Source organism: Neobacillus sp. D3-1R (assembly GCF_052180215.1).
In the GTDB taxonomy this organism is placed as follows: Bacteria; Bacillota; Bacilli; order Bacillales; family Cytobacillaceae; genus Pseudoneobacillus.
Window position 1 is genome coordinate 677,984 of sequence record NZ_CP197471.1, and the last position, 24,205, is coordinate 702,188.

Sequence of the window (24,205 nt, forward strand, 5' to 3'; positions counted from 1 at the left end):
TAAAACAGAATCTATTAAAAAAATTTCAACTAGGCTGGATAAGAGATTTATCCCTTTAACCTCCAAATCTTTTAAAAAAGATGATTGCCAAATTTTTCATCCAGTTGTATTCTTTAGACGCTCTATGTTTTTTAATACAAAAATAAGGAGTTAACAAAGATGAATATTAAACTAATCACAACCACCTACCATGATGACCAAAAAAACACCTATGAAGATACCAAAGATTTTTCCACTGACCAAGGGGTGGAGATGAAAGTTGTTAATCTATACCCAGAAATGGAATACCAAACATTTGATGGGTTTGGAGGAGCTATTACAGAAGCGGCAGGTTACACGTTTTCCTTGATGAGTGAGGAAAAGCAAAAACGAATCTTAGAGGCCTATTTTGGTCCTACTGGAAATCGATACAACCTCGTTCGAACTCACATCGATAGCAGTGATTTTTCGTTAGGGCAATACGCCGCTCTCGAAGATCCTGAGGATAGAGAGTTCAAAACCTTTACACTAGAACGAGATGAAAAATATATCATCCCTTTTTTAACACAAGCCAAGCAAACTGCAGTTCAACCATTAAGTGTCATGTTATCCCCCTGGTCCCCGCCTGCCTTTATGAAAACCAATGGTCAACGGACATTTGGCGGCTCATTAAAACCCGAATATCGTGAGTTTTGGGCCGATTACATTTGCCATTACATTAAACAGTATCGTGATAAAGAGTTCAACATCGATATGCTAACGATTCAAAACGAACCAAATGCCACTCAAACCTGGGATTCTTGTTTATATACAGCTGAGCAAGAAAAAGAATTTTTACGCGATTATTTATATCCAGCACTTGTAAAAAACAACTTAGAAGACATTGAGGTTAGCATTTGGGATCACAATAAAGAAAGAATGTTTGAACGGGCATGTACCATTATTGATGCTGAGACAGACAAGATGGTTGCAGGGGTTGCCTTCCATTGGTACACAGGTGAACATTTTGATGCGATCCGACTTGTTCGTGAAAAGTTTCCTGACAAGAAATTAATTTTTACAGAAGGTTGTGTGGAATATAGCCGGTTTAGCGAGGCAGGACAACTAGAAAATGCGCAAATGTATGCGTATGACATCATCGGTAATATCAATGCTGGCATGAATGCGTTTATCGACTGGAACATTCTTTTAAATAAAGAGGGTGGACCTAATCACGTAGGCAACTTCTGTGATGCTCCGATTATGTGTGATACAGATAACGATATAGTTCAAGAAAAGCTTTCCTACACGTACATCGGACATTTCAGTCGCTATATTGAGCCAGGAGCGAAACGAATCGCTTCAACCAAATATACAGATAAAATGAACGTAGTTGCGTTGAAAAATCCAAATGGTTCAATATGTGTGGTTATGTTGAACCGCTCTACTGAAGAAGTACCAGTTGCTTTACGTTTAGCTGGTCAAGTGACAGAGTTCGTGGTTCCAGCGGGGGCAATCGTAACAGGGCTTATTTAGGAAGTTTTATAGACACGAAGAAATGCTGCATCCCCACTTTTTAAAAAGTTGGGGATGCAGCATTTTTTTACATTAGTGATTCCATTCGAAAAACGGTCTTATCATTTGCCGAATGTAAACGATACCATTCCTGTGGTATCAATTCTTTGGCAAGATACTAGGAACCTAAAATTATGCACCCTTAAGCAAAATTTGATAGCTTATATTCTTCTTTATACTTTTTTAATATTAAGTTAAGAAATCACAGCTTAGGTGGTGAAACCATGGATGTCAAAGTTCAACCAACAGAATTACCAGCATCAGAAGCATTTATTGACACCAGTACAAAAAAGGAAAAAAGAAAAAGGTTGTTGAGGAAGCTAGCATCGCAGAAGTATTTGCAAGCCATGGCACTGCTCGGAGTCGTTTGGATGTTTATATTCAATTATATTCCGATGTATGGATTGATTATTGCTTTTAAGGAATACAGCATTATTAAACCAATATCAGAGGCCCCTTGGGTAGGGTTAATGCAATTTAAGGAATTTATTCAAGATGAAAATTTTTGGATTGTATTAAAAAATACACTGGGAATTAGTTTAATTAAATTGTTTATCGGTTTTCCCCTTCCAATCATATTTGCCTTAATGCTAAATGAATTAACCTCACTGAGGTTTAAGAAAGCAGTACAAACTATTTCTTATCTTCCTCACTTTTTATCTTGGGTCGTGTTAGGTGGAATCCTAACAACCTGGTTAGCGGATATTGGAATTATCAATGATATTTTAATGGGAATGGGTGTCATTGATGAAAGAACGAACTTCTTGGCAGAACCTGATAACTTTTGGTCTATTGTGATCCTTTCTGATATTTGGAAAGAGCTTGGATGGTCAGCCATTATTTATTTAGCAGCGATTGCTGGTGTATCAACGGAATTATATGAATCCGCTACCATTGATGGAGCAAATCGGCTACAAAAAATGTGGCATATTACGTTACCTTCGATTCGACCAACCATCACGATTCTATTTATCTTAGCTGTAAGTGGTGTACTTAATTCTAACTTCGACCAAATATTGATTCTTCGTAATGCTCTTAATGAAAGCGCTAGCAATGTTATCGATATTTATGTGTACCAATTGGGTATTCAAAATGCCAGATATTCCTATGCAACGGCAGTTGGGTTACTCAAAGCGGTCATTGCTTTCATCTTATTATTATCAGCGAACAAAATAGGTAAAAAAATCAATGGGTCATCATTGTTCTAGGGAGGTGAGGGGAGCATGTTTAAACTTTTTAAACTAAATAGAAGAACAAAGAGCGAGTATATTTTTGATAATATCAATGTTCTCATCATGATCCTGATATGCGCCATCACGATTTATCCTATCTGGTATGTGGTCGTGAATTCTCTAAATGATGGAATTGACGCAATGGGTGGTGGCATCTATTGGTGGCCGAGAGAATTTACCCTTGAAAACTATAAAGCTGTTTTTGCTAATCCGGGGATTCTTACTTCCTTTGGAGTCACCATCGCTAAAACAGTCATTGGAACCTTATCACATGTATTTTTTACGGCTATGGTTGCCTACGCGATATCAAGACGGGATTTATATGGAAGAAATATTTACATGGTCATCGGAATTATTACGATGTTCTTTAGTGGAGGATTAATTCCATATTTCTTACTTATTAGAGATTTAGGATTATTTGATAACTTTCTTGTGTATATCCTTCCAACCATGTTTAACTTTTTCCATTTAATCATTTTCGTTTCCTTTTTTAGAGAATTACCGACTTCACTTGAAGAGGCAGCAAAGATTGATGGAGCAAATGATTTCATGATTTTTATCAAAGTTATTATTCCATTATCAATGCCCGTTATCGCAACGATCGCTTTATTCCAAGGAGTCTACCAATGGAATGATTATTTTGCAGGGGTTATATTCGTAAACAATCCTGATTTACAACCGATTCAAACCTATTTATACAAAGTTGTGGCAGAGTCCAGTTCAAACCAAATGATGATGAATGCACCAGGTGGAATCACAACGAAAACAGTAACCTCACAATCTATTAAATTAGCCACAATGGTGGTAACGACACTACCAATCATGTTAGTTTATCCTTTCTTACAAAAATATTTTGTAAAAGGAATGCTGATTGGATCTGTAAAAGGTTGATTTATAATGATTCGTTTTAAATTTTCTTCTTGAGAAGAAATTTAAATAGTAAAAGAAAAAATATGCAATGGCCGTGTTATTTTATAATTAGTTACTAAATGATTTGAGAAAAAACTGAACAGGAATTTTTCATCATTGATCCTGTTCAGAGACTGAAAATAAAGTAATGATATAAAGATAACATGGCTAAAAAATGAGAGAGAGGGGTCTAGTATGAAAAAGAGTATGATGTCAAAAAGTTTTACTTTCATGCTTGTAATGGCACTATTTTTAGCTATGATGGCAGGATGTACTAGCAAGACAAATGAAACCGCTTCCGAGGATAAAGAAGAATCAAAAACACCTGTATCTGCGGATGAGCCTGGTTGGAAATTAGATACATCACCAATTACATTTGATTGGTATGTAAACTTTTCATGGTATACAGCAAAATGGGGAGATGATCTTGTCTCTAAATATGTAACAGATAAAACGGGTGTATCCGTTAACTTCATTTCTCCAGCAGGAAATGAAGCAGAAAAAATGAACACGATGATTGCCTCTGGTCAATTACCTGATTTCGTGACCATCGGTTGGTGGGAAGATGCAGTTAAGAAAATGATTGAGGGAGAACTAGTTCTTCCATTAAATGAACTAGCAGACAAGTACGATCCTTATTTCTTTAAGGTTACAGATGATTCAAAAATCGAATGGTATAAACAAGAAAACGGAAATACGTATGGTTATCCAAACGCGTCTTCATCACCAAAAGATTTTGACCGTTATAAGGACCTTAAACCATCTAACCAAACATTCTTAGTAAGAAAAGATATTTATGAAGCAATTGGAAGTCCTGATATGAGTACACCTGAAGGATTCTTAGGGGCACTTGAAGCAGCTAAGGAGAAATTCCCAGAAGTAAATGGTGCACCATTAATTCCATTCGGATTAAATGAATTTACAGATGTTGGGAACACTTCGCTTGAGGGTTATTTACAAAATTTCTTAGCGATTCCAATGGAAAAAGACGGAAAGGTTTATGACCGTTCTCAAGATCCAGAATATTTAGCTTGGTTAAAAACGTTTAGAAATGCAAACGACAAAGGTTTATTAGCAAAAGATATTTTTATTGATAAGCGTCCACAAATGGAAGAAAAAATTGCCCAAGGTAGATACTTTGCGATGTTATATCAACGCAGTGATTTAGCTGCTCAGCAACAAGCATTATATGCAAAAGATCCTAATTCCATTTACATGGCAGTTGATGGACCAGCAAACTCAAACGGTGATGCACCAACTCTTGCAGGAGACGGCATTGCTGGATGGACCGTTACGTTAATTTCTAAAGACGTGAAAGATAAGGAAAGAGCGATTCGCTTCTTAAGTTACCTAATTAGTGAAGAAGGACAAAAAGACCTTTACTTAGGTAAAGAAGGCGAAACTTACGATGTAGTAGATGGTAAGCCTCAATTTAAATCAGAAGTACTAGACCTATTAAACAAGGACCGTGCAGCTTTTGATCAACAATATGGAGCTTCTTATAAATATTGGATGTTAATGGATACAAATATGAACCTTGAATGGGCTCCACCTGCAGCTGAACCTTTCAAACAAATGGAAGATTGGACAAAAGGTAAAACAGTTAGCTTTGCAGCCTTTGACGGTATCAGTCCTACCGGAACATCTGCAGAAGGTGTGGCAGCAAGTAAAATTGCACAAGAATGGGGTAAAACATTACCTAAATTATTACTTGCCAAATCAGATAAAGAATTTGATAAGTTATATGAAGGTTTCTTAAAGAAACGTGATTCATACGGTTATGACAAAGTTGAAAAATATCAACAAGATATGTATGAAATTAACTTAAAGAAGCTTGGTAACTAATACCGTCATTTCAGAGACTATCCTAAAATTTATTTTAGGGTAGTCTCTATTAGTCGTTTTATGACCATTTTGTTAATAGGCTATTATTTATAAATGTAAAAAACTATAATGATAACATAGTAGAAAGATAGTAGAAAGGTAGGTGAGCGATGATGGGGACATTCATAAAAAAGCTCAGTAAACTAGTACAGACAGCTAACATGATGGTAAGTAAATTATCGTTACAAAATAAGCTAGTGGGCTTATACGTTCTCATTATTTTAATCCCCATTATGGCTTTTACCCTCATCTATACTAGACAAATATTTGATAGTGTCTTAAAAGATATTAAAAATAAAAATGAATATTTATTAGAAATCGAAAAAATTCATATTATGAATAATATTGAATCAATGCGTAGAACAGCCCAAATGGTTGTAGCAGATCGCCAGTTTATCGATTTCGTTAGAACTCGTAATGAAACGAATATTAGCGAATTAATCGATTTTAAGATGAATGAATTTCCTGATGTTACAAAGCTTCAAGTAAATAACCCCACAATCGAATATATTCACCTCTATACCTCTAATCCTTACGTAACGGAATTGTGGCCGATTTTATTCCGTGAAAATCGGATCGTAAACGAACCATGGCGACAAGAAGTCATTAAGCGAAATGGAAGAGAGCTCTGGTGGTTTGATCAGAATAACGATATTCTAGGACGTCTTGTGTCGAAGAATAGCTCAAAAGTGTCGGTGTTGCGAGAACTGGACTATCCAAAAGACGAGCATCTCGGCATTATTGAAATTAGTATGCTATTAAACAATTTTTTTCCGAAAATGTTTAGTTCCGTAAATGACGGAAGTTCAGAGTTAATCGTCTTTGACCCGTATATGAAAATCATTAGCAGTCCCTATAATACCTTTTTAGAAGATGAAAAAATAAATCTAAAAAAACTAAAAAAGGAATTTGAAAAAAATAAAGAACAAGTCCCCTTTCACTTTTTATTTAACGATCATGGTACGGTTTATATGATTGTGTCTACCTATCTTGATGGGCTGGATTCGTATATGTTAAATATCATCTCATTGGATGACGTATATAAAGAAACAAATAAAACGAGATATATTGTTTTTGCGGGTATTGTTTTATTAGTGGGTATCCTTTCGCTGCTCACTTTCTTTTTAACTTCGATTCTGTTCAAGAAAATGTTTCAGCTTATTGATTCGATGAAAAAGGTAGAAAAAGGTGATTTTTCCGTAGAAGTGGATATTAATGGTCATGGGGAAATTGGTCAACTGGCTACCCATTATCGGAATATGCTTAATAAGCTTAAAGGATTAATAGCAGATGCCGTCAATAAAGAAGCTGCAACAAAAGAAGCTGAATTAAAGGCTCTCAAAACACAAATTGATTCACACTTTCTTTATAATACGTTGGAAAATATTAAGATGATGGCAGAAATAGAGGGGAATTATTCGATATCGGATGCGGTGACTTCATTGGGAGAAATGATGCGCTATAACCTAAAATGGAAAAACGATGTTGTGAGTTGTAATGAGGAGATCGCACACATTCAAAATTATATAGAAATTATGAATTTACGATTGGATGGCTTATTATCCTTAGAAGTTGATATTCCACCTCAGCTTTTAGATCAAGAAATTCTAAAAATGTCCCTTCAACCAATCGTAGAAAATGCTGTTATTCATGGAGTAAGACCCAATATCCCTTTCCAGCCAGGGATCATTCTTGTAAAAGCCTATGTAGAAAGGGATACCATCTTTATCCAAATAATTGATAACGGTATTGGTATGTCAGAAGAAAAAATAAAAAAACTCAATGATAATATCAATCCTGAACTTGAAGTCCAAGAAAACATCAGAAAAACGGGAAATGGAATTGGTTTAAGAAACGTGAATGAAAGAATTCAATTACGATATGGGAAAGAATATGGTATGAGTTTCACGAGTGAAGAAACAAAGGGTACAATGGTAACCATTACTTTGCCACATAAAAACATCAAGGGGGCGAGTTAAATGTATAAGCTCTTGATCGTAGATGATGAAAAGAATATTCGCTTAGGGATACAAGCCATGATTAAAAGGCAATTTGAAAGTAAAGTTGAAGTCGAAACGGCAATGGATGGTCTTGAGGCGATTGAAAAAATAAAGGACGTAGATATCCTCATTACAGATATCAAAATGCCGAGGATGGATGGCATACAACTAATTGAACACATTCAACAATCCGATCAAAAAGCACCTGCTATGGTCATTTTAAGTGGCTATGATGACTTTGAATTTACAAAAGCCGCTATTAAAAATAAGGTGAAAGATTATTTACTTAAGCCTGTTAATCGAAATGAACTATATCATACGTTAACCAATATTTTAGAAGAATTAGAAAAAAATAATCAAGTAACCTATCAACATCTAGAAGAATATCGAACTAGTCAACTTAATTTCATTTTACTGAATCCAAATATTCAACCTGGAGTTATCGAATATTTAATTCAAAAAATGCAATTACCTCCATTTGAAAATGGTTATTATGTGGGAATATTTGATCATAAAAGGGAAATGGATGGGGAAGATTTACTAATTAGAATTAAACCATTCATTGCCCAATGCAATATTGAATCAGATTATCAAACGATTTGTTTTATCGATAGTAACGACCGTGTGGTAGTTATATCAGAGGAAAGTATTTTTAAGAGAATAAAGGATCACTTGAAAAAAGAAAAATATATTACTTTTTCCACTGGAGTTAGTAAACACCACAGACACATAAGAGATTTTAAAGAAGCCTATAATGAAGCAGACTATGCTCTTAAATATCATTTTCTTTTCCCAAGAAATCAACTTTTTTCATTTCAAGCTGCGGAATACAAACCGGAATCTATGGAAATTCCAATTGATCTGATTAAAAAGATTGCGAATATGCTAGGTACAGAAAGAGATAAAGAATTAAAATCTACGTTATTAAAAGTACTTGATTATGAAAAAATATCCGGTTCTCCAATAGAATATATGGAGTCACTGAATCAGTCGCTCAATCAACTTGTTTTTGAATGTTTCTTCTCAAAGCTGGGGGATGAGTCTGTTGAAATTTTTAAGATGCTTAATAAAGTAGAAAATATGTATAACTTTGATAACTTCAACGAATATTTTCAAGCTGTAGAAGACTTACTGATGAGATTGCACGAATATAACAAACAAATAAAATTAGTGTATTCAGAGCAAAAATACCTGGAACAGGCAGTTTGTTTTATAAAAGAAAATTATTATAAAGATTTGAATCTTGCCGTGGTGTCTAATCATATTTCTCTCAATTACTCTTATTTCAGTCATATGTTTAAGGAATATACGGGGCAAAACTTTGTGGATTACTTGAAAAAAATTCGGATTGAAGAGGCAAAAATCCTTTTAAGACAACCAGAATATAAAGTATTTGAAGTAAGTGAAATGGTTGGGTACAAAAATCCAAAGCAATTTACAAGAGTTTTTCGAGAAATCGAAGGCATCTCACCAACTGAATATCGGGAACATGTGTAAAGATGAGCTTTTTTGAGAAGCTCATTTTTTTTTATAGGAAAGAAAGTATAACTTTTTGGGACTTTGAAAATTGTCTAGCTCCAGCGCCTAGCCCCTCGAGGTCAAATAACCTCTAGCGTAAGAAGTCAAAGTTCAGACTTCTTACGCTAGAGAACATTTGCTTGTCGGGGCTAATCAAGGCGCTTCCGCTTTTCGTTTCTAAAATATTGAGCCCTTTTTCAAAATTATCTATCTCAAGAAGTTTTCTTTTCAAAGGTAAAATGAATTATAAAGTCATGTTTGTAGGAGGATGGTTGGCTTGGAGAAAGAAAACTCAAAAATGATTGCGCTTTCAAACGAAGGAGACACCGATGATCAAAAGTGGAAGCTAGTTTGGGAAGATGTTTTTAACACTCCAGAGATTGACACAACGAAATGGAACTTTGTGGATGGAGGCTGGGGATTTGGAAATGAGGAGTGGCAATATTATACTAACCGAACTAAAAATGCCCGAATCGAAAACCATCAACTCGTGATGGAAGCCCATAAGGAAACGTACAAAGAGCGATTCTATACTTCTGCCAAGCTTACGACAAAGGGGAAGGCAGATTGGAAGTATGGTCGTTTTTCCATTCGTGCCAAGCTTCCTGAAGGCCAGGGGATTTGGCCAGCTATTTGGATGATGCCAACAGATATGGAAGCTTATTCTGGCTGGCCCGCCTGTGGGGAAATCGACATTATGGAATTGGTTGGACATAAACCTGAGACTGTGCATGGCACACTTCATTATGGTGTACCTCACACATATACAGGTAAAAGCTTTACACTTCCAGATAAGAAATTTTCGGATGACTTTCATGTATTCACTTTAGACTGGGAACCAAATGAGTTCAAATGGTATGTAGACGATGTTCTATATGCCAAGCAAACAGAATGGTTTAGCAAAAATATAAATGATGGGTCTAAACATCCTTACCCAGCTCCATTTAATCGGGAGTTTTATCTGCAATTGAACCTGGCAGTAGGCGGAAAATGGCCAGGATATCCTGATGAATCCACCACTTTTCCACAAAAGATGATGATTGATTATATTCGTGTCTATCAAAGATTGGAAGATTAATAGATATAAAAAATTATTCATTGTTGGTTTTTGTTTAGGTATGAGAATTAATAGGCGGAGAAATTCCGGCTAATGTATATAGTGGAAGCTATAGAAGCAGATATAAGCGGAGAAATTCCGTTTAAGTGTTCTAAAAACGACGGAAATCCAAAGGTTTGGATAGGATAAACGGAAAAACTTCCCTTATTTTTAAGGAAATATGGATATTTCCCAAAATAAACGGAATTTTTCCGTTTATTTTTCAAACACATTGAAATCAACATTCAGTAATAACACAGCCAAAATAATAAATACAAAGGAGGGAAAGGTTTGAGGAAAACATTAGCCATTTTAATGAGTACTTTACTGGTTTTACCAGGGACAAATTTTGCGGCTTCAAGCAGTGGGGATGAAAATGAGGTAACTCCAAAGGGAAAGTCTAACAAATCAGAATGGTCACTTGTATGGTCAGATGAATTTAACGGTAATGAAATTGACCGCAGTAAATGGACATATGATATTGGGAACTGGATTGTAGACGGTGAAGGAAACGGCATTACTCCTGGATGGGGAAATAACGAAAAAGAATATTACACAGATTCAAAAGAAAATGCCTTCATCCGAGACGGAAATCTTGTTATAAAAGCAAAAAAAGAACAGAAATCAGATGCATTCGGAACATATGATTATACCTCTGCCAAACTTAAATCAAAAGGTTTATTTAGTAAAAAATATGGCCGATACGAAATAAAAGCAAAGCTTCCTGTTGGAAAAGGACTATGGCCAGCAATATGGATGCTTCCGGAAGCGGACAAATATGGGGCTTGGGCTGCATCAGGTGAAATAGACATTGTCGAGGCATGGGGCAGTAGACCTCATACAGTAGCGGGGACGATTCATTATGGTGAAGGTTGGCCGAATAATAAATATTCAGGTAAAGAATATGAACTTCCAGAACAAAGAGGGATCGATAAATGGCATACATACGTCTTGGAATGGGAGCCGGGAGAGCTTCGTTGGTATGTAGATGGAGAGTTATATCAAACACAAAACAATTGGTATTCAAAAGGGAAGGATACAGCAGCTAAATATGCTTTTCCAGCACCATTTGATCAGGAATTCTATCTTGTTATGAATCTAGCAGTTGGGGGCTGGTTTGATGGCGACCCTGATGAAACAACACTTTTTCCAAAAGAAATGTCCATTGATTATGTCCGCGTTTATGACTTAAAGAAGAGAGACTATCAAGAACCGATTGAACCTGTTGCAGAGCCGATTGTCTTACCTGAGGGTGCCAAGCAGCCATTGGAAGATGGCAATTTGATCTATGACAATCGTTATCTTGAAAACATTACAGTGGTCGACGGTCCAGAGATCGATTTACATCCAACCTACTGGAATTTTGTTCATCTGCCTGAATTTGGTGGCAGTGGAGCCTTAAGTGTGGAACCGCTGAATGAAACCAATTTCGCTAAAACGACTATCACCAATCCAGGCTCTCAGTTGTATTCCTTACAGCTAATACAGAACCTTTCTCTTGGAAATGGTGGAAAATATAAAGTTAGTTTTGATGCTAAGTCAAATGGTTCAAGAAATATGATGGTAAAAGTCGGTGCAGGTGCATCGAGAGGTTGGGTGAAATACTCGAATGAGGAAACCTATAAACTGACCGATCAAATCCAATCCTATGAATTTACCTTTGATATGCTCAATGAAACGGATATTCAATCGAGACTAGAATTTAACCTTGGAGGAAATGGTTCCAATCCTGTTTGGATTGGGAATGTTCGAGTCGAGGATATTACGGGATTGCCAGAAGACTATAACGCTTCTAAACAGCCTTTAGCTGATGGAAACCATGTGTATAATGGAACATTTGATCAAGGAGATATGAGTAGATTTAATTATTGGAATTTCGAAGTAGAAGAAGCTACCGCGTTTGCATCTGTTAATGAGGAATCAAGAGAATTGCAGGTTGCTATACAAAATGGGGGTAGTCATCCATCCAATATAAAAGTAAATCAAAAAGGATTGTATCTTGTAAAAGGCAATGACTATAAAGCTACATTTAAAGCAAGAGCTACCGAACCGAGAACGATAGAAGTTGATTTTAAGAGTGAGGATGGTAATACAAGCTATTCAAGTCCGCAAGTGATAGAGCTTACTACAAATATGGAAGAAAAAACGGTAAGCTTTACAATGCCTAAAGAGATAACGGATCCGAATGGTCAGATTGTTTTTAATCTTGGTGGAAATGATGCAGATGTTTATTTAGATGATATCGTGCTAATCAAAACAAGTGACAAACCTGACTATGGAAATATTGATCTTTTTCCATTAAAAAATGGCGATTTTGAAGATGGATTTACTTCATGGAGTCAATACGTTCACTATGATGCCAATGCAGCCATTACTTTGGAAAATGGTGAGGCAAAAGCAGCCATCGGAAGTGAGGGAGATGAAACGTGGAGTGTGATCCTCCAACAGGAAAACATGTCACTTGCAAAAGGGGTCAATTATGAGGTTTCCTTTGAAGCGCGATCGACAAAACCAAGGGATATCGAGCTTTCTATTGAAAATGCCCAGTATATAAGATTTTTAAGTGAGACAATAGCACTCACAGAACAAAATCAGAGTTACCAATTTACGTTTAAAATGCCAACGGATGACCTTGCTGCCCTTAAATTCTTAATGGGGAAATCTTCTCAATCTCCAGTTGGTGCACATGATATCATGATCGATCATGTTGTAGTTAAGGTAAAGGATGCTGGCGAACCTGAGGTTGAATTATCTACCCCGGGAATTGATAATGGTACCTTCGATCAAGGCACTGAAGGCTGGTCCTCCTGGTGGGGTGACCAATGGAGTGGATATGCAGAAGGAACGATATCAGCCGAGTCAGGTGAGTTAAAGGTAGCTATTAAGCAAGTAGGATATGCCTCGTATTCACCTCAGATTTTTCAGAAGGATTTACTTTTTGAAAAAGGCAGCAGATATACCGTCACATTTGATGCTCGAGCCGAAGCTCCAAGAAAAATGAACGTAAATATTGGAAAAGAACTAAGCAATGATCCTTGGTTTATTCCATATGCGGCTACACAAACTTTTGACTTAACCAATGAAATGAAAACATATAGCTTTACCTTTGATATGTTAGAAGAATCGTATGATGATGGGAAATTGGTCTTTGAATTAGGCAATATAGTAGATGGAAATGCTGCAACCAATGTTTACTTAGATAACATCGTCATTCAAAAAAATTAACGATAAAAAGGGGGCAGAAAAGGAAGGAGAATCTGCCCTCTTTTTCATAATAGTAGGAGGTTTTAATATTGTCATATCAACCAAATACACAACGATATGAATCGATGAAGTATCATCGCTGTGGAAGATCAGGAATAAAATTACCGGCCATTTCCCTTGGTCTTTGGCATAATTTTGGCGGGGTGGATACTTTTGAAAATGGGCGCTCCCTTATTCGTACTGCTTTTGACTTAGGAATTACCCATTTCGACCTCGCTAATAATTACGGCCCACCGCCAGGGTCTGCTGAAGAAAATTTTGGTGCAATTTTAAAGAAAGATTTTACCGGTTATCGTGATGAAATGATCATCTCGACCAAAGCTGGATATGGGATGTGGTCAGGACCTTATGGGGATTGGGGATCGAGAAAATATCTTGTATCTAGTCTTGATCAAAGTCTGTCTCGTATGGGATTAGATTATGTTGATATTTTTTACCACCATAGACCAGACACTGAAACTCCGTTAGAAGAGACGATGATGGCGCTCGATCATGTCGTTAGGCAAGGAAAGGCTTTGTATGTGGGTATATCTAATTATGGTGTGGAAGAGACAGAACGCGCGATTTCCATTTTAAATCAGCTGGGTACACCACTGCTGATCCACCAACCAGCTTATTCGATGTTTAACCGTTGGGTTGAAAATGGACTTACCTCACTTCTTGAGGATCATGGAGTTGGTAGCATTGCCTTCGTACCATTGGCACAAGGTTTGCTTACTAACAGGTACCTAAATGGTGTTCCAAGCGATTCAAGAGCCTTAAAGCCAAATAGCTTTTTGAATAAAAACGACGTGACAGAAGATGTCATTCTTAAAGTGAAGAAGTTGAATGTTATAGCAGGTGATCGTGGCCAATCCCTTGCACAAATGGCTCTAGCTTGGGTGTTACGAGAGGGAAGAATTACTTCAGCTCTTATAGGAGCAAGTAAAGTCAGCCAAATTAAAGAAAACGTTGAGGCTCTAAATAATCTAACATTCAGTGAGGATGAGTTGACCGCTATTGATGAAATTTTGAATTCATAGCGATGGCGTTAAATAGTTTGATAAAAATGGACACGAATAAAAGAATAGTAGATAGATAATGGGGTGCAAAAAGGATGGAACAGACAGAATTAGATCAACTATTATCGAAAATGACGTTAGATGAAAAAATCGATCAATTGCTTCAATTAACAGGAGAATTTTTTGAAAGTGAGGATGTTGTTACAGGTCCTACAAGTTATTTAGGACTGACACAAGAAACCGTTGACCTGACAGGCTCAAGCTTAAATGTCGTTGGAGCAAAAAAGTTAAATCACATTCAGAAACAGTATCTGGAAAAAAATAGTCACAAAATTCCCTTACTGTTTATGGCGGATATTATTAATGGTTATAAAACAGTATTCCCGATTCCATTGGCACAAGGGTGTACGTTTAATCCTGAATTAGTGGAAAAAAGTGCAGCTGTTGCTGCGAAGGAATCAAGTGCTTCTGGGCTTCATGTTACTTTTTCACCCATGGTCGATTTAGTAAGAGACCCGCGTTGGGGAAGGGTAATGGAATCAACGGGGGAAGATACTTATTTGAATGGCGTGTTGGGAAGAGCCATGGTTAGAGGCTATCAAGGTGAATCATTGTTAGAGAGCGGCACTATCGCTTCTTGTGTCAAACACTTTGCAGCATACGGAGCCCCTGCTGGCGGAAGAGATTATAATACCGTCGATCTCTCAGAGCGAACATTAAGAGAGGACTATTTGCCAGCATATAAAGAGACGATCGACGAAGGCTGTGAGTTAGTCATGACGGCATTTAATACGGTCGATGGCATTCCCGCGACAGCAAACAAAACACTCATGAATGATATTCTTCGAGGAGAATGGGGCTTTGACGGTGTATTAATTTCCGACTATGCCGCTATTGCTGAGCTCATGACCCACGGTGTTGCAGACGATGAAAAGGAAGCAGCACGTTTAGCAATCGAAGCTGGTGTCGATATTGACATGATGACCTCCATTTACGTTAAAAATTTAAAGAGATTAGTAGAAGAAGGCGTTATTCCTGAAAAATTGATTAATGATTCTACTATGAGAGTGTTACAACTGAAAAATAAATTAGGTTTGTTCGAAAATCCTTATCGAGATGCGAGTGAGGAGCTTGAGAAGGAATTATTACTTTGTGACGATCATCGTTGTCTATCAAGAGAAATCGCTGGGGAATCCATTGTCTTACTGAAAAATGATGGTGTCCTGCCATTGCAAAAACAAAATCAGAAGCTCGCTTTTATAGGACCGTATGTCGATAATACTTCACTTAGTGGGCTATGGTCGATTCATAGTGACAAGGAAACGGTTGTGACGGTTAAGCAAGCGGTTTTGGATAAGATTGGTGAGGCTGATGTAAGCTTTGCAAAGGGATGCGAGATTCTAAATCCTGGTGTATTAATTGGAGGATTTGGTGGAGAGCCGACAGTTGGTCCAAACGACTCGGTCGCGGCCCAAGAGGATTTAAAAGAAGCGCTTCAGCTAGCGGAGAAAGCAGATGTGGTTGTTTTAGCATTAGGTGAGCATGTGGTTCAAAGTGGGGAAGGTGGAAGCCGTGCCGAGATTACCCTACCTGAGATTCAGCTTGATTTATTGCGGAAAATTCATGCCGTTAATCATAAGATTATCGTCGTCCTCTTTAATGGTAGACCGCTTGATTTAAGGGAAGTACATGAAAAGGCAAGTGCGGTTGTGGAAGCCTGGTTCCCAGGAACAGAAGGTGGCCATGCTGTCGCAGATGTTTTATTTAATGATGTAAATCCTTCTGGAAAACTATCCATGAGTTTTCCATATTCCGTTGGACAAATTCCGATTCATTACAATATGTTTAATACCGGCCGACCATTCAAAAAAGGGAATGAGGGAAATCGATTTGCTTCAAGATACACCGATATCCCAAATGAAGCATTTTATCCATTTGGATTCGGGCTATCTTATACTAGCTTCGAATACTTTGGTTTAACGCTAGATAAAGCTTCTATGTCATCAGAAGAAGTTTTGACTGCTTCGGTTACTGTGAAGAATACGGGAGCATATACCGGTAAAGAAACGGTGCAATTGTATATTCAAGATTTAGTAGGAAGTGTAGTAAGACCACTTAAAGAACTGAAGGGTTTTAAAAAGATTAGTTTAGAACCAGGTGAAGCTCAAACAGTCACCTTTGAAATCACCGAAGAAATGTTAAAATTTTATACCGCCAGTAAGAAATGGGAAAGTGAAGCTGGAAAGTTTAAAGTGTTTATTGGTCCTGACAGTTGTATAGAGGACTTTGTGGAATTTACCTTAGTTAAATAACCCTGTGGTTGCTTAATTTTGCTGAATTGTAGCTGCACTCAAAAAAGCTTGGATTAACTGTAATCCAAGCTTTTGAATTTATGAGGAATTTTTTTAAGACGAGGTTCAAGGTTCAAGTAACTTGGTTAATGGTCGCTTTTTTATAGGACACAGAATCCGCTATTCCCTCAAAAAAGCCAAAATTTACAGCATTATAGGACAGAGGATCCGTTATTTAACATAAATAATAGGAAATGTCTGCTTTTTATAGTAATAACGGAACGTGAGTCCTATCCCCCCTCCAAAATAGCGGATTTGTCACACATAACGGAACGAGAGTCCTATAAAGTAAGACATCGAAGACATCGAAGATACAAATTGAAAAAATAGATACAAAAAGCAGGGCACTATTAAGAACCTGCTTTAAAAATGCTTTTACATAAACTACTTCCTGGTTTCCTTTCGAATCACAGGTGCGACTTCTGTTGCCAACCGCTCAATGTTTTCGGCAACCTTTTTGAAAGGCATACCGCCTATGTCCATCTGCGCCATAAAGCGTTGGTGGCCAAACAGCTCGTATTGGCGCATGATTTTTTCAATGATCTGTTGAGAGCTACCAACAAAAAGAGCTGTTTCTTTTCCAGATAACTGTTCAAAATCAGCTCTTGAAAAAGTGGTATTTTTTCCATACCGACGATTGAGGTGAAGCCAATAATTGGAATGATATGGGTAAAATTCGTCTATGGCCAGCTCATTTGTTTTTGAAATATAAGCGTGCCCAGTAACGGCGACCTTCATGCTATCTAGAGGATGACCAGTTTGAGCAGCTGTTATTCGATATAGGTCAACCATAGGCTTATAAAGGTTAGGCTCTCCGCCCAGAATTACGATGGCTAAGCCGGTACCTATTCTACCTGCTCGTTCTGCACTTTCCAAAGTGCCACCCACACCTACCCAGATTGGAATTTTTTGTTGAACAGGTCGTGGTGCAATTTCAGCATCCTTCAATGAAGAACGATAGCAACCATCCCAGGTAACGATTTTCTTCGCGTTTAGATGAAGTAAAAGTTCCAGGTGTTCTACAAACAATTCGTCATAATTCTTAGTATCATACCCGAAAAGGGGAAAGGACTCTAAAAAAGCTCCACGCCCCGCCATGATTTCTGCACGCCCATTTGACAAAAGATCAAGTGTTGCGAAATCCTCGAATAAACGTACTGGGTCTATCGTGTTTAAGACGGTTGTAGCACTGGTCAACTTAATTTGCTTTGTGACTTGTGAAATAGCTGACAACACGACTGCTGGTGAGGACACTGCGTAATCTAAACGATGATGTTCTCCTACCCCGAAGACATCCAGTCCTGCTTCATCCGCCATTTTGGCTGCTTGAATGATTTCTTCTATTCGCTGTTTTGCGCTGATGGTTTTTCCTGTATGTGGATCCGGGTATAAATCCGCTAATGTATAAATTCCAATTTCCATACCATTTTGGCGTTCCTCCTCCAAATTCATCTCCTCCACAAATAGATTTTGTTTCATACTATTCAATAATTTTAAAAAGGTATTAATAATATAGTAATCAATCATACATACGTGAAAGCCGCCATTTTTTATAAATGGTCATGAAGAAACAATGGTTCCTGTTTTTTCTTCTATTCCTCTTAAAAACACTTCTTGAAAGTGGTAAACTATTACTTTGACAATGATAGTAATCTAATCGGTTGTTCAAAAACACATAATATTGGCGATACTATGAACGATATGTTGAATATATATGGCTGTGATAAAAGGGGATAGATAAAATGGATATGAATAATAACGATATTTTGATTCGATTAAGATATGCACTAAATCTAAAAGATGCCGAAATGATCGAGATTTTTAAACTTGGAGACTACAAAGTCACATTAGAAGAAGTGCAAAAGATGCTCATCAAATCAAAGGACAGCGATCATCAAGCAGCTTTAGATGAAGATGAGGAAAATTATATAAAGTGTAATCCTTTCATGTTAGAGTCCTTTTTAAATGGCCTAATTATTTTTAAAAGAGGAAAACAAGAACCTAAACCTGGACAACCAGAAAAACCTGAAATGACATTAAAGGATAACAGACATGTGAACAATGTATTGCTGAAAAAAGTCAAAATAGCACTATCGTTAACCAGTGAGGACATGCTAGATATCTTGAAACTCGCAGGTGTTACAGTAACAAAAGGGGAACTCGGTGCCATTCTTCGAAAAGAAGGTCATCCGAAATATGTTGTATGTGGAGATAAATACGCGAGAAATTTCTTAAAGGGGCTAGCGATGAAATACCGCGGTATAGCCTAGGGAAGAGGCTTCTTATAAAAAAAAATTTGGTCACCAATGCGATTGGAAAAGCATGGTGACTTTTTTTGTTATGAAAACCACCCTAGACAGATGTTGAGACTTTTAGATAATGTTTTCCCTCCCATAAGGTGTATCATAGATTAACAACCAATTTTAAAAAGGAATGGAGGAAAACAAGTGAATTATCTAATAGTAGGCGCCAGCAGAGGACTAGGTGATGCCTTCGTAAAAGGGCTGCCGGAAAAAGGTGACCATGTTTGGATGGTATCAAGAAATCAACCAGATAGTATAAACATTCAAGATGGTGTTCTTCGGACATGGATTGAGGCCGATTTATCGTTGAAATCTTCCATCCAACATATTGCAGAAGCTTTAAAAAATGAGCCAATCGATGTTCTTATCTATAATGCAGGGATTTGGGAAAAAGAAGGTTGGCAAAGTCATTATGATTTTGAAAAGGATGATCCAGAGGATATTGTAAACATCCTCCATGTCAACACAACCGCAGCAATCCTGTGTACTCAGAAACTATTACCAAATCTAAAAAAATCTAAAAATGCTAAGGTATTTTTAATAGGATCTACAGATGGTATCGAAAATAACGGAAGCAAGCAGTTATCGTATGTCGCTTCTAAATTTGGAATTCGTGGCATTGCCAGTGCCTTACGTGAAAATCTAAGGAACTATGAGATAGGTGTAACTTGTATAAATCCAGGCAGTATCGCAACGGGTATACCATTTGAAAAAGGAGTAGAAAAGGCTTTAGAACACTATAATGGAAGGTGTATTCCTGTTCAGGATATTGTTTCATTAGTAAAAGCCATTACCCTTCTTTCCAAAGCTTCCTGTGTAAAAGAAATCAATATGCCGGCAATGATGGATATGAATGTTTAAAGTTTTCATGCTAGAAGATGAAGAAAGAAAATGGTATACTTCGCATAGAAAAATCACTAAAGATTTGCACTAGGAGGCTCACTATAGATGACTAAACAAGTAATTGTCTATTCCGCAAAAGGCTGTACAGATTGTACGAAGGTGAAAGATATGCTTACAGAAGAAGGAATTCCGTTTGAGGTTAGAGACATATTAGCCAATCCGGAATATCAAGAAGAAGTTGAAAAGTTCGGCTTTATGGGAATCCCGGTAACAGCAGTAGGTGACCAAGCGGTAAAAGGATTTAATCCTGCTGAACTGGATAAGCTAATAGAATTAGCAAAGACGAACTAATTCCATGAAAAGTGTGATTATACAGGCATTTACCTGTAAATCACACTTTATTTATTAGCAGAGGCTTCTCAAAAAACCGTTTATCAACCGCTTTTGAAGATTTATCAACCGCAAATGGATATTTATCAACCGCAATCCACCATTTATCAACTGAATTTCAAGTTTATCAACTTCCCCAAAAAAAACGGAAAAAAAGAGCCAGGCACCACAGGAGAAAATTTTCAAAAGTGGTGTCTGGCACTTTATTTAGTTACAAACTTTCCTTTAGTTTTTCAATTTTTTCTATTGGGATTTTTACATATTTGGCAACAAACTCTATCGGGTGTCCGTCTCTTAGAAGCTCGATAGCAACTTGCTCTTGACCTTCTTCTCTAAAAATCTTTTCCCATTCACTTAAAGTAGGTGGTAGATTTTTTCGATCTAAATGCCACATTTGGCTAACCTCCTTGGATAAGATAATCTCATTTCTTAATTTCTGTGATAATTCTTGTGGAAGTTGTAGTAAATAATCAATGAAGTAAACTAGCGTAGATATGTAAACACGTTGTTCTTGTTGAGGAATGTTATTTTTTTGCAAGACTAATCGGATTAATTTGTGTTTAAATCTGTATCTTTTTTCAACATCGTTCTTTGCTTCGTTAGCATATTTTCCAGCTAAAACGGCAATTGCGAAAGGATTTCTAGATTGTAATAGTTCATCCTCAGAATGATCGATAAATTTATAGATATTATATCGGTATGTTAATACTGTACCATGAGATGAGCGTTGATATACATTAGGGCGGAAATGTTTAGATTCATCCGTTAAAAGGGCAATAGCAACAATATCACGTTCGTACTTATCGAAAATACGATAATAATATCGAAACATTCTTCTTGAGAAATCTTGGTCACGGCCACCTTGTACCTCAATATGGATAAGGATCCATTTCTCATCACCGTTCTTTAGAAAAACCTTCACGATTTGATCCGCTACTTGTTTTCCTTTCTTTTCTTGAATAAGCTCTTGAAAAAGTTCTTGTTGTAAAAACTCAGGTTCTTTGAGGAAATCTATGTCCTCATAGAGATCAGTTGCAAAAAACATGACAAACTCTTCAAAAAGCTCTTGAATAAGTTTTTTCCAAAGTCCATCATAATCTATACTATTATACTCCCTTGGCTTCTCCAAAACCAACATCTTCATCACCACATCCTTATGTGTACTATTCAACTTATTATACCATTATAGGAACATTTGTTCTATTTTATTTTGTTAATATTGGCAGTTTTTTTAATTTAGAAGAAAAGGGGCACAATATATGTAGGTCCTTTTATTTAAAAAAACTTGAATTAGAAATTAATTCTAATAATCTCCTTTTATCCCCTACAGACGAGTAAGATGATTTAGAAATAAACTAGGTCGACTCTATAAAAAAGTGTCATTTCTGCAAAAAGACTTTTGTCTAATTGTTAAATGACACTATTTTAATTTGAGATCCTTCTTCCAAATTCGTTTATCAACCGCTTTTGAAGATTTATCAACCGAAACGGGAGATTTATCAACCGCAATCCACCACTTATCAACCGAATTACAGGTTTATCAACTTCCCAGCCAAAAAACACCTAAAAAAAGTGCCAGACACTGCTGCCTGGCACTTACAATCTATCTATCAAGAATTCAACGCACTATCCACTTCATCTACTAAAAACTTATATCCAAATTGATCCTGATACTTCTCTTTTACATGTTGCAACGCTTCCCGGTAAGCATAATCAAAAGCTTCCTCTCCCGTTAGCTTTACATTAGGTTCGACCCCAGTTCCTTCCCAGTTTGTGTTTGTGATGGGGTTGATGGCTCTTCCGGTTGGTATGAAGACATGGTAATGATTGCTAAGCTGTCTTACTCCGCCTGGATGTGCACCGCCGCCTGTTACTTCTCCAACGATGGTTGCTCTTTTTAGATTTTTAAGATTGTAAGTGAATTCTTCTGCTGCGGAGAAGGTATAGTTGCTTGTTAAAACGTAAACGGGTTTGTTGCCATATTTTTTTCCTGGTACATAAGGCAGCGTCCAAGATTGATGAAAAGAATCATCCGGACGATAATAAAAATTATTTAAATGCGTTTCATCGTCAAAAAGGTAGCTTGAAATAAGAGCGATCATGCCAGGGCTTCCACCGCCGTTTTTACGCAAATCAAAAATAAGCGCTTCAGTGTTGGTAATAAAGTTCATGGCGTTAATGGCTGTTTCGCCACCTACCTGTGGATCCTCAAAACCTCTAAGATCGATATAGCCGATATTTCCACTTAATCGTTCTACCTTATGAAAACCATAATTATTTGTTTTTGCTTTTCGTTGATATTCCGCAAAATATTCTTCCTCACTCTTTTCAGCCTCAGCAGAAGTCAGCTCAGGGTTAAATCTCACTCTTATATGCTTATCTAAGGTGACACTTTGTAAATCCTTCGTTAAAGCAGCTGCAAAGTCAGTTGAATCTTCCAATCTATCATATTCGCCCTTTTGTAACTTATTAATTAATAAGTCACTCACTTCAATGGCTTTCTCTGGAAAAATATAATCACTATTCATATGCTCTACAATTTTGTGAATGATTTCTTTTTGGATTTCCTTCGTTACTAATTGGTTTTGAGCTATCATGTAAAACACTCCTTTAAATGGTTTTATAGTGTAATAGTTCTTTTTCATCTAATGAATTGATTTTTCGAAGACTTGGCAGGAAGAAGGCCATGGATGAAGTAAAAATCATCAATATTCCAATCAACGTAAAAAGCACCGGAATTCCCCACCATTCTGCTATTGCCCCACCGCTTACCGCTCCTAGAGGAGTCGCGATGGTAGTCAGGAGAATTCGAACGCTGAACACTCTTGCTAGTAAATGTCCTGGAACATTTTTTTGATAAAGAGTGGTGTTGTTCACGGTCATCACTGGCATACAAAATCCAGAAACAATGATGCATAGAGCCGCAAGAGTGAAGGAGGGTACCCAACCGAGTGTCATTGAAAATAATCCGTCCACGATGACAGAACCAAGTATAACTGTGCGTAGATGTTTAGGATTGGTTTTTTTAAAACCAACCCATAATGTTCCTAAAATCATGCCTAGCCCTAACGATGATTCAAAAAGTCCGAATTGAAAGGTTGAACCGCCAATAACTTCTGTGATATAGGGCAGGAACATCGGAAAGAAGGCACCTTTACAAAAATTAAGAATCACTAGCAATAAGGCTAACCATAATAAAAACGTATGCTCTTTGTAGATGGAAGTGCCCTCTTTAAATCGGGTTGCCCAGCTTTCTTGCTCCCTTTTTTGAGAATGGGAGGAAGATGTAGCAAATAGTAGTAGAGTTCCTGCCATACTCAATAAACAGACTAAACTTATCAAAATCACTTTTACCCCAAACGAATAGAGCAGTACTCCGCTTAAGGCAGGTCCTACTAGCATCATCAGTTGACCTGTGCTATCCATGATAGAGTTTCCTTTTAAAAGTCTTTCTTTTGGCAAAAGTTGCGAGATATAGGCCAAACAAGATGGTTGGTACAAGGGGACGGTTAATCCCGTAATCCCTAACACGACCACCAGATGCCATATTTCAAGCTTCCCTAAGGAATACATAAGTAAAGGGAATAGGAATACAATGGCCCCTGACCATTCCGAAAAAATCATCACTTTTTTTCGGTCCCATTTATCTAAATAGGGACCAAACCATAATAAGCTTGTTGACCTGGATACAAAAAAGACAACCATAATACTGCCCATCGCCAACTTAGAACCAGTCATATCATAGACAAGAAATGCAATGGAAAAGGCTGAAAATGTGTTCCCTAAGCTCGATATAGCATGACCTAGCCAAACGATAAAAAAGGAACGATTTTTTAATAAGTCAAGCATATCAACCCTCCTTTTGTTAGGGTTCAAAAATT

At 37.1% G+C, this 24,205-nt stretch carries 17 protein-coding genes; 13 read left to right on the forward strand and 4 right to left on the reverse strand.

Features of this window, described 5'->3' with window-relative positions; all coding sequences use genetic code 11:
- Positions 1-159: 159 nt before the first annotated feature.
- From ACSBPO_RS03280 to bglX, 10 genes are all read left to right on the forward strand, one after another.
- Positions 160-1,494, forward strand: coding sequence for a glycoside hydrolase family 30 protein (locus ACSBPO_RS03280; RefSeq protein ID WP_442598658.1), 1,335 nt, complete (start codon positions 160-162; stop codon positions 1,492-1,494).
- 263 nt (positions 1,495-1,757) lie between these two features.
- On the forward strand, positions 1,758-2,741 hold the full coding sequence (locus ACSBPO_RS03285; protein WP_442598659.1) for an ABC transporter permease: 984 nt from the start codon (positions 1,758-1,760) through the stop codon (positions 2,739-2,741).
- Between the two features lie 15 nt (positions 2,742-2,756).
- On the forward strand, positions 2,757-3,656 hold the full coding sequence (locus tag ACSBPO_RS03290; RefSeq protein WP_442598660.1) for a carbohydrate ABC transporter permease: 900 nt from the start codon (positions 2,757-2,759) through the stop codon (positions 3,654-3,656).
- A 213-nt stretch (positions 3,657-3,869) separates the two neighbouring features.
- The gene (locus ACSBPO_RS03295; RefSeq protein WP_442598661.1) at positions 3,870-5,519 is read left to right on the forward strand and encodes an extracellular solute-binding protein; all 1,650 of its coding nucleotides are present in this window, start codon (positions 3,870-3,872) and stop codon (positions 5,517-5,519) included.
- 152 nt (positions 5,520-5,671) lie between these two features.
- Positions 5,672-7,537: a sensor histidine kinase gene (locus ACSBPO_RS03300; RefSeq protein ID WP_442598662.1), complete on the forward strand. Its 1,866-nt coding sequence runs from the start codon at positions 5,672-5,674 to the stop codon at positions 7,535-7,537.
- Positions 7,538-9,055, forward strand: coding sequence for a response regulator (locus ACSBPO_RS03305; RefSeq protein WP_442598663.1), 1,518 nt, complete (start codon positions 7,538-7,540; stop codon positions 9,053-9,055).
- 298 nt (positions 9,056-9,353) lie between these two features.
- Positions 9,354-10,154, forward strand: a complete 801-nt coding sequence (locus ACSBPO_RS03310) for a glycoside hydrolase family 16 protein (RefSeq protein ID WP_442598664.1) — start codon at positions 9,354-9,356, stop codon at positions 10,152-10,154.
- A gap of 309 nt (positions 10,155-10,463) precedes the next feature.
- On the forward strand, positions 10,464-13,397 hold the full coding sequence (locus ACSBPO_RS03315) for a carbohydrate binding domain-containing protein (protein ID WP_442598665.1): 2,934 nt from the start codon (positions 10,464-10,466) through the stop codon (positions 13,395-13,397).
- A gap of 68 nt (positions 13,398-13,465) precedes the next feature.
- Complete coding sequence (gene mgrA / locus ACSBPO_RS03320) at positions 13,466-14,458, forward strand: L-glyceraldehyde 3-phosphate reductase (protein WP_442598666.1); 993 nt, start codon at positions 13,466-13,468, stop codon at positions 14,456-14,458.
- 74 nt (positions 14,459-14,532) lie between these two features.
- Positions 14,533-16,749, forward strand: coding sequence for a beta-glucosidase BglX (gene bglX / locus ACSBPO_RS03325; protein ID WP_442598667.1), 2,217 nt, complete (start codon positions 14,533-14,535; stop codon positions 16,747-16,749).
- A 423-nt stretch (positions 16,750-17,172) separates the two neighbouring features.
- Here the strand turns inward: bglX and ACSBPO_RS03330 are convergent, their stop codons facing one another.
- The gene (locus tag ACSBPO_RS03330; RefSeq protein WP_442598668.1) at positions 17,173-18,234 is read right to left on the reverse strand and encodes an LLM class flavin-dependent oxidoreductase; all 1,062 of its coding nucleotides are present in this window, start codon (positions 18,232-18,234) and stop codon (positions 17,173-17,175) included.
- Between the two features lie 296 nt (positions 18,235-18,530).
- Here ACSBPO_RS03330 and ACSBPO_RS03335 point away from each other — a divergent pair, with 296 nt between their 5' ends.
- From ACSBPO_RS03335 to ACSBPO_RS03345, 3 genes are all read left to right on the forward strand, one after another.
- On the forward strand, positions 18,531-19,058 hold the full coding sequence (locus tag ACSBPO_RS03335; protein WP_442598669.1) for a DUF1456 family protein: 528 nt from the start codon (positions 18,531-18,533) through the stop codon (positions 19,056-19,058).
- A 177-nt stretch (positions 19,059-19,235) separates the two neighbouring features.
- Positions 19,236-19,952: an SDR family NAD(P)-dependent oxidoreductase gene (locus ACSBPO_RS03340; RefSeq protein ID WP_442598670.1), complete on the forward strand. Its 717-nt coding sequence runs from the start codon at positions 19,236-19,238 to the stop codon at positions 19,950-19,952.
- Between the two features lie 87 nt (positions 19,953-20,039).
- Positions 20,040-20,285, forward strand: coding sequence for a glutaredoxin family protein (locus ACSBPO_RS03345; protein WP_442598671.1), 246 nt, complete (start codon positions 20,040-20,042; stop codon positions 20,283-20,285).
- A gap of 250 nt (positions 20,286-20,535) precedes the next feature.
- On the opposite strand, the gene ACSBPO_RS03350 is transcribed toward ACSBPO_RS03345, so the two are convergent.
- The 3 genes from ACSBPO_RS03350 to ACSBPO_RS03360 all read right to left on the reverse strand — a co-directional run bounded on the left by ACSBPO_RS03350 (position 20,536) and on the right by ACSBPO_RS03360 (position 24,173).
- Positions 20,536-21,468 (reverse strand): hypothetical protein, encoded by a 933-nt coding sequence (locus ACSBPO_RS03350; protein ID WP_442598672.1) that lies wholly within the window; start codon positions 21,466-21,468, stop codon positions 20,536-20,538.
- Between the two features lie 466 nt (positions 21,469-21,934).
- Positions 21,935-22,921, reverse strand: coding sequence for a S41 family peptidase (locus ACSBPO_RS03355; protein ID WP_442598673.1), 987 nt, complete (start codon positions 22,919-22,921; stop codon positions 21,935-21,937).
- A 13-nt stretch (positions 22,922-22,934) separates the two neighbouring features.
- The gene (locus ACSBPO_RS03360; RefSeq protein ID WP_442598674.1) at positions 22,935-24,173 is read right to left on the reverse strand and encodes an MFS transporter; all 1,239 of its coding nucleotides are present in this window, start codon (positions 24,171-24,173) and stop codon (positions 22,935-22,937) included.
- Between the last annotated feature and the right edge of the window lie 32 nt (positions 24,174-24,205).

What these genes read in the sequence shown, in the direction of transcription:
- ACSBPO_RS03360 (WP_442598674.1), bottom strand. Translation starts at nt 24,173, where the DNA reads ATGCTTGACTTATTAAAAAATCGTTCCTTTTTTATCGTTTGGCTAGGT.
- ACSBPO_RS03305 (WP_442598663.1), top strand. Translation starts at nt 7,538, where the DNA reads ATGTATAAGCTCTTGATCGTAGATGATGAAAAGAATATTCGCTTAGGG.
- bglX (WP_442598667.1), top strand. Translation starts at nt 14,533, where the DNA reads ATGGAACAGACAGAATTAGATCAACTATTATCGAAAATGACGTTAGAT.
- ACSBPO_RS03295 (WP_442598661.1), top strand. Translation starts at nt 3,870, where the DNA reads ATGAAAAAGAGTATGATGTCAAAAAGTTTTACTTTCATGCTTGTAATG.
- ACSBPO_RS03285 (WP_442598659.1), top strand. Translation starts at nt 1,758, where the DNA reads ATGGATGTCAAAGTTCAACCAACAGAATTACCAGCATCAGAAGCATTT.
- ACSBPO_RS03355 (WP_442598673.1), bottom strand. Translation starts at nt 22,921, where the DNA reads ATGATAGCTCAAAACCAATTAGTAACGAAGGAAATCCAAAAAGAAATC.
- ACSBPO_RS03335 (WP_442598669.1), top strand. Translation starts at nt 18,531, where the DNA reads ATGGATATGAATAATAACGATATTTTGATTCGATTAAGATATGCACTA.
- ACSBPO_RS03300 (WP_442598662.1), top strand. Translation starts at nt 5,672, where the DNA reads ATGGGGACATTCATAAAAAAGCTCAGTAAACTAGTACAGACAGCTAAC.
- ACSBPO_RS03350 (WP_442598672.1), bottom strand. Translation starts at nt 21,468, where the DNA reads ATGAAGATGTTGGTTTTGGAGAAGCCAAGGGAGTATAATAGTATAGAT.
- ACSBPO_RS03290 (WP_442598660.1), top strand. Translation starts at nt 2,757, where the DNA reads ATGTTTAAACTTTTTAAACTAAATAGAAGAACAAAGAGCGAGTATATT.
- ACSBPO_RS03345 (WP_442598671.1), top strand. Translation starts at nt 20,040, where the DNA reads ATGACTAAACAAGTAATTGTCTATTCCGCAAAAGGCTGTACAGATTGT.
- ACSBPO_RS03280 (WP_442598658.1), top strand. Translation starts at nt 160, where the DNA reads ATGAATATTAAACTAATCACAACCACCTACCATGATGACCAAAAAAAC.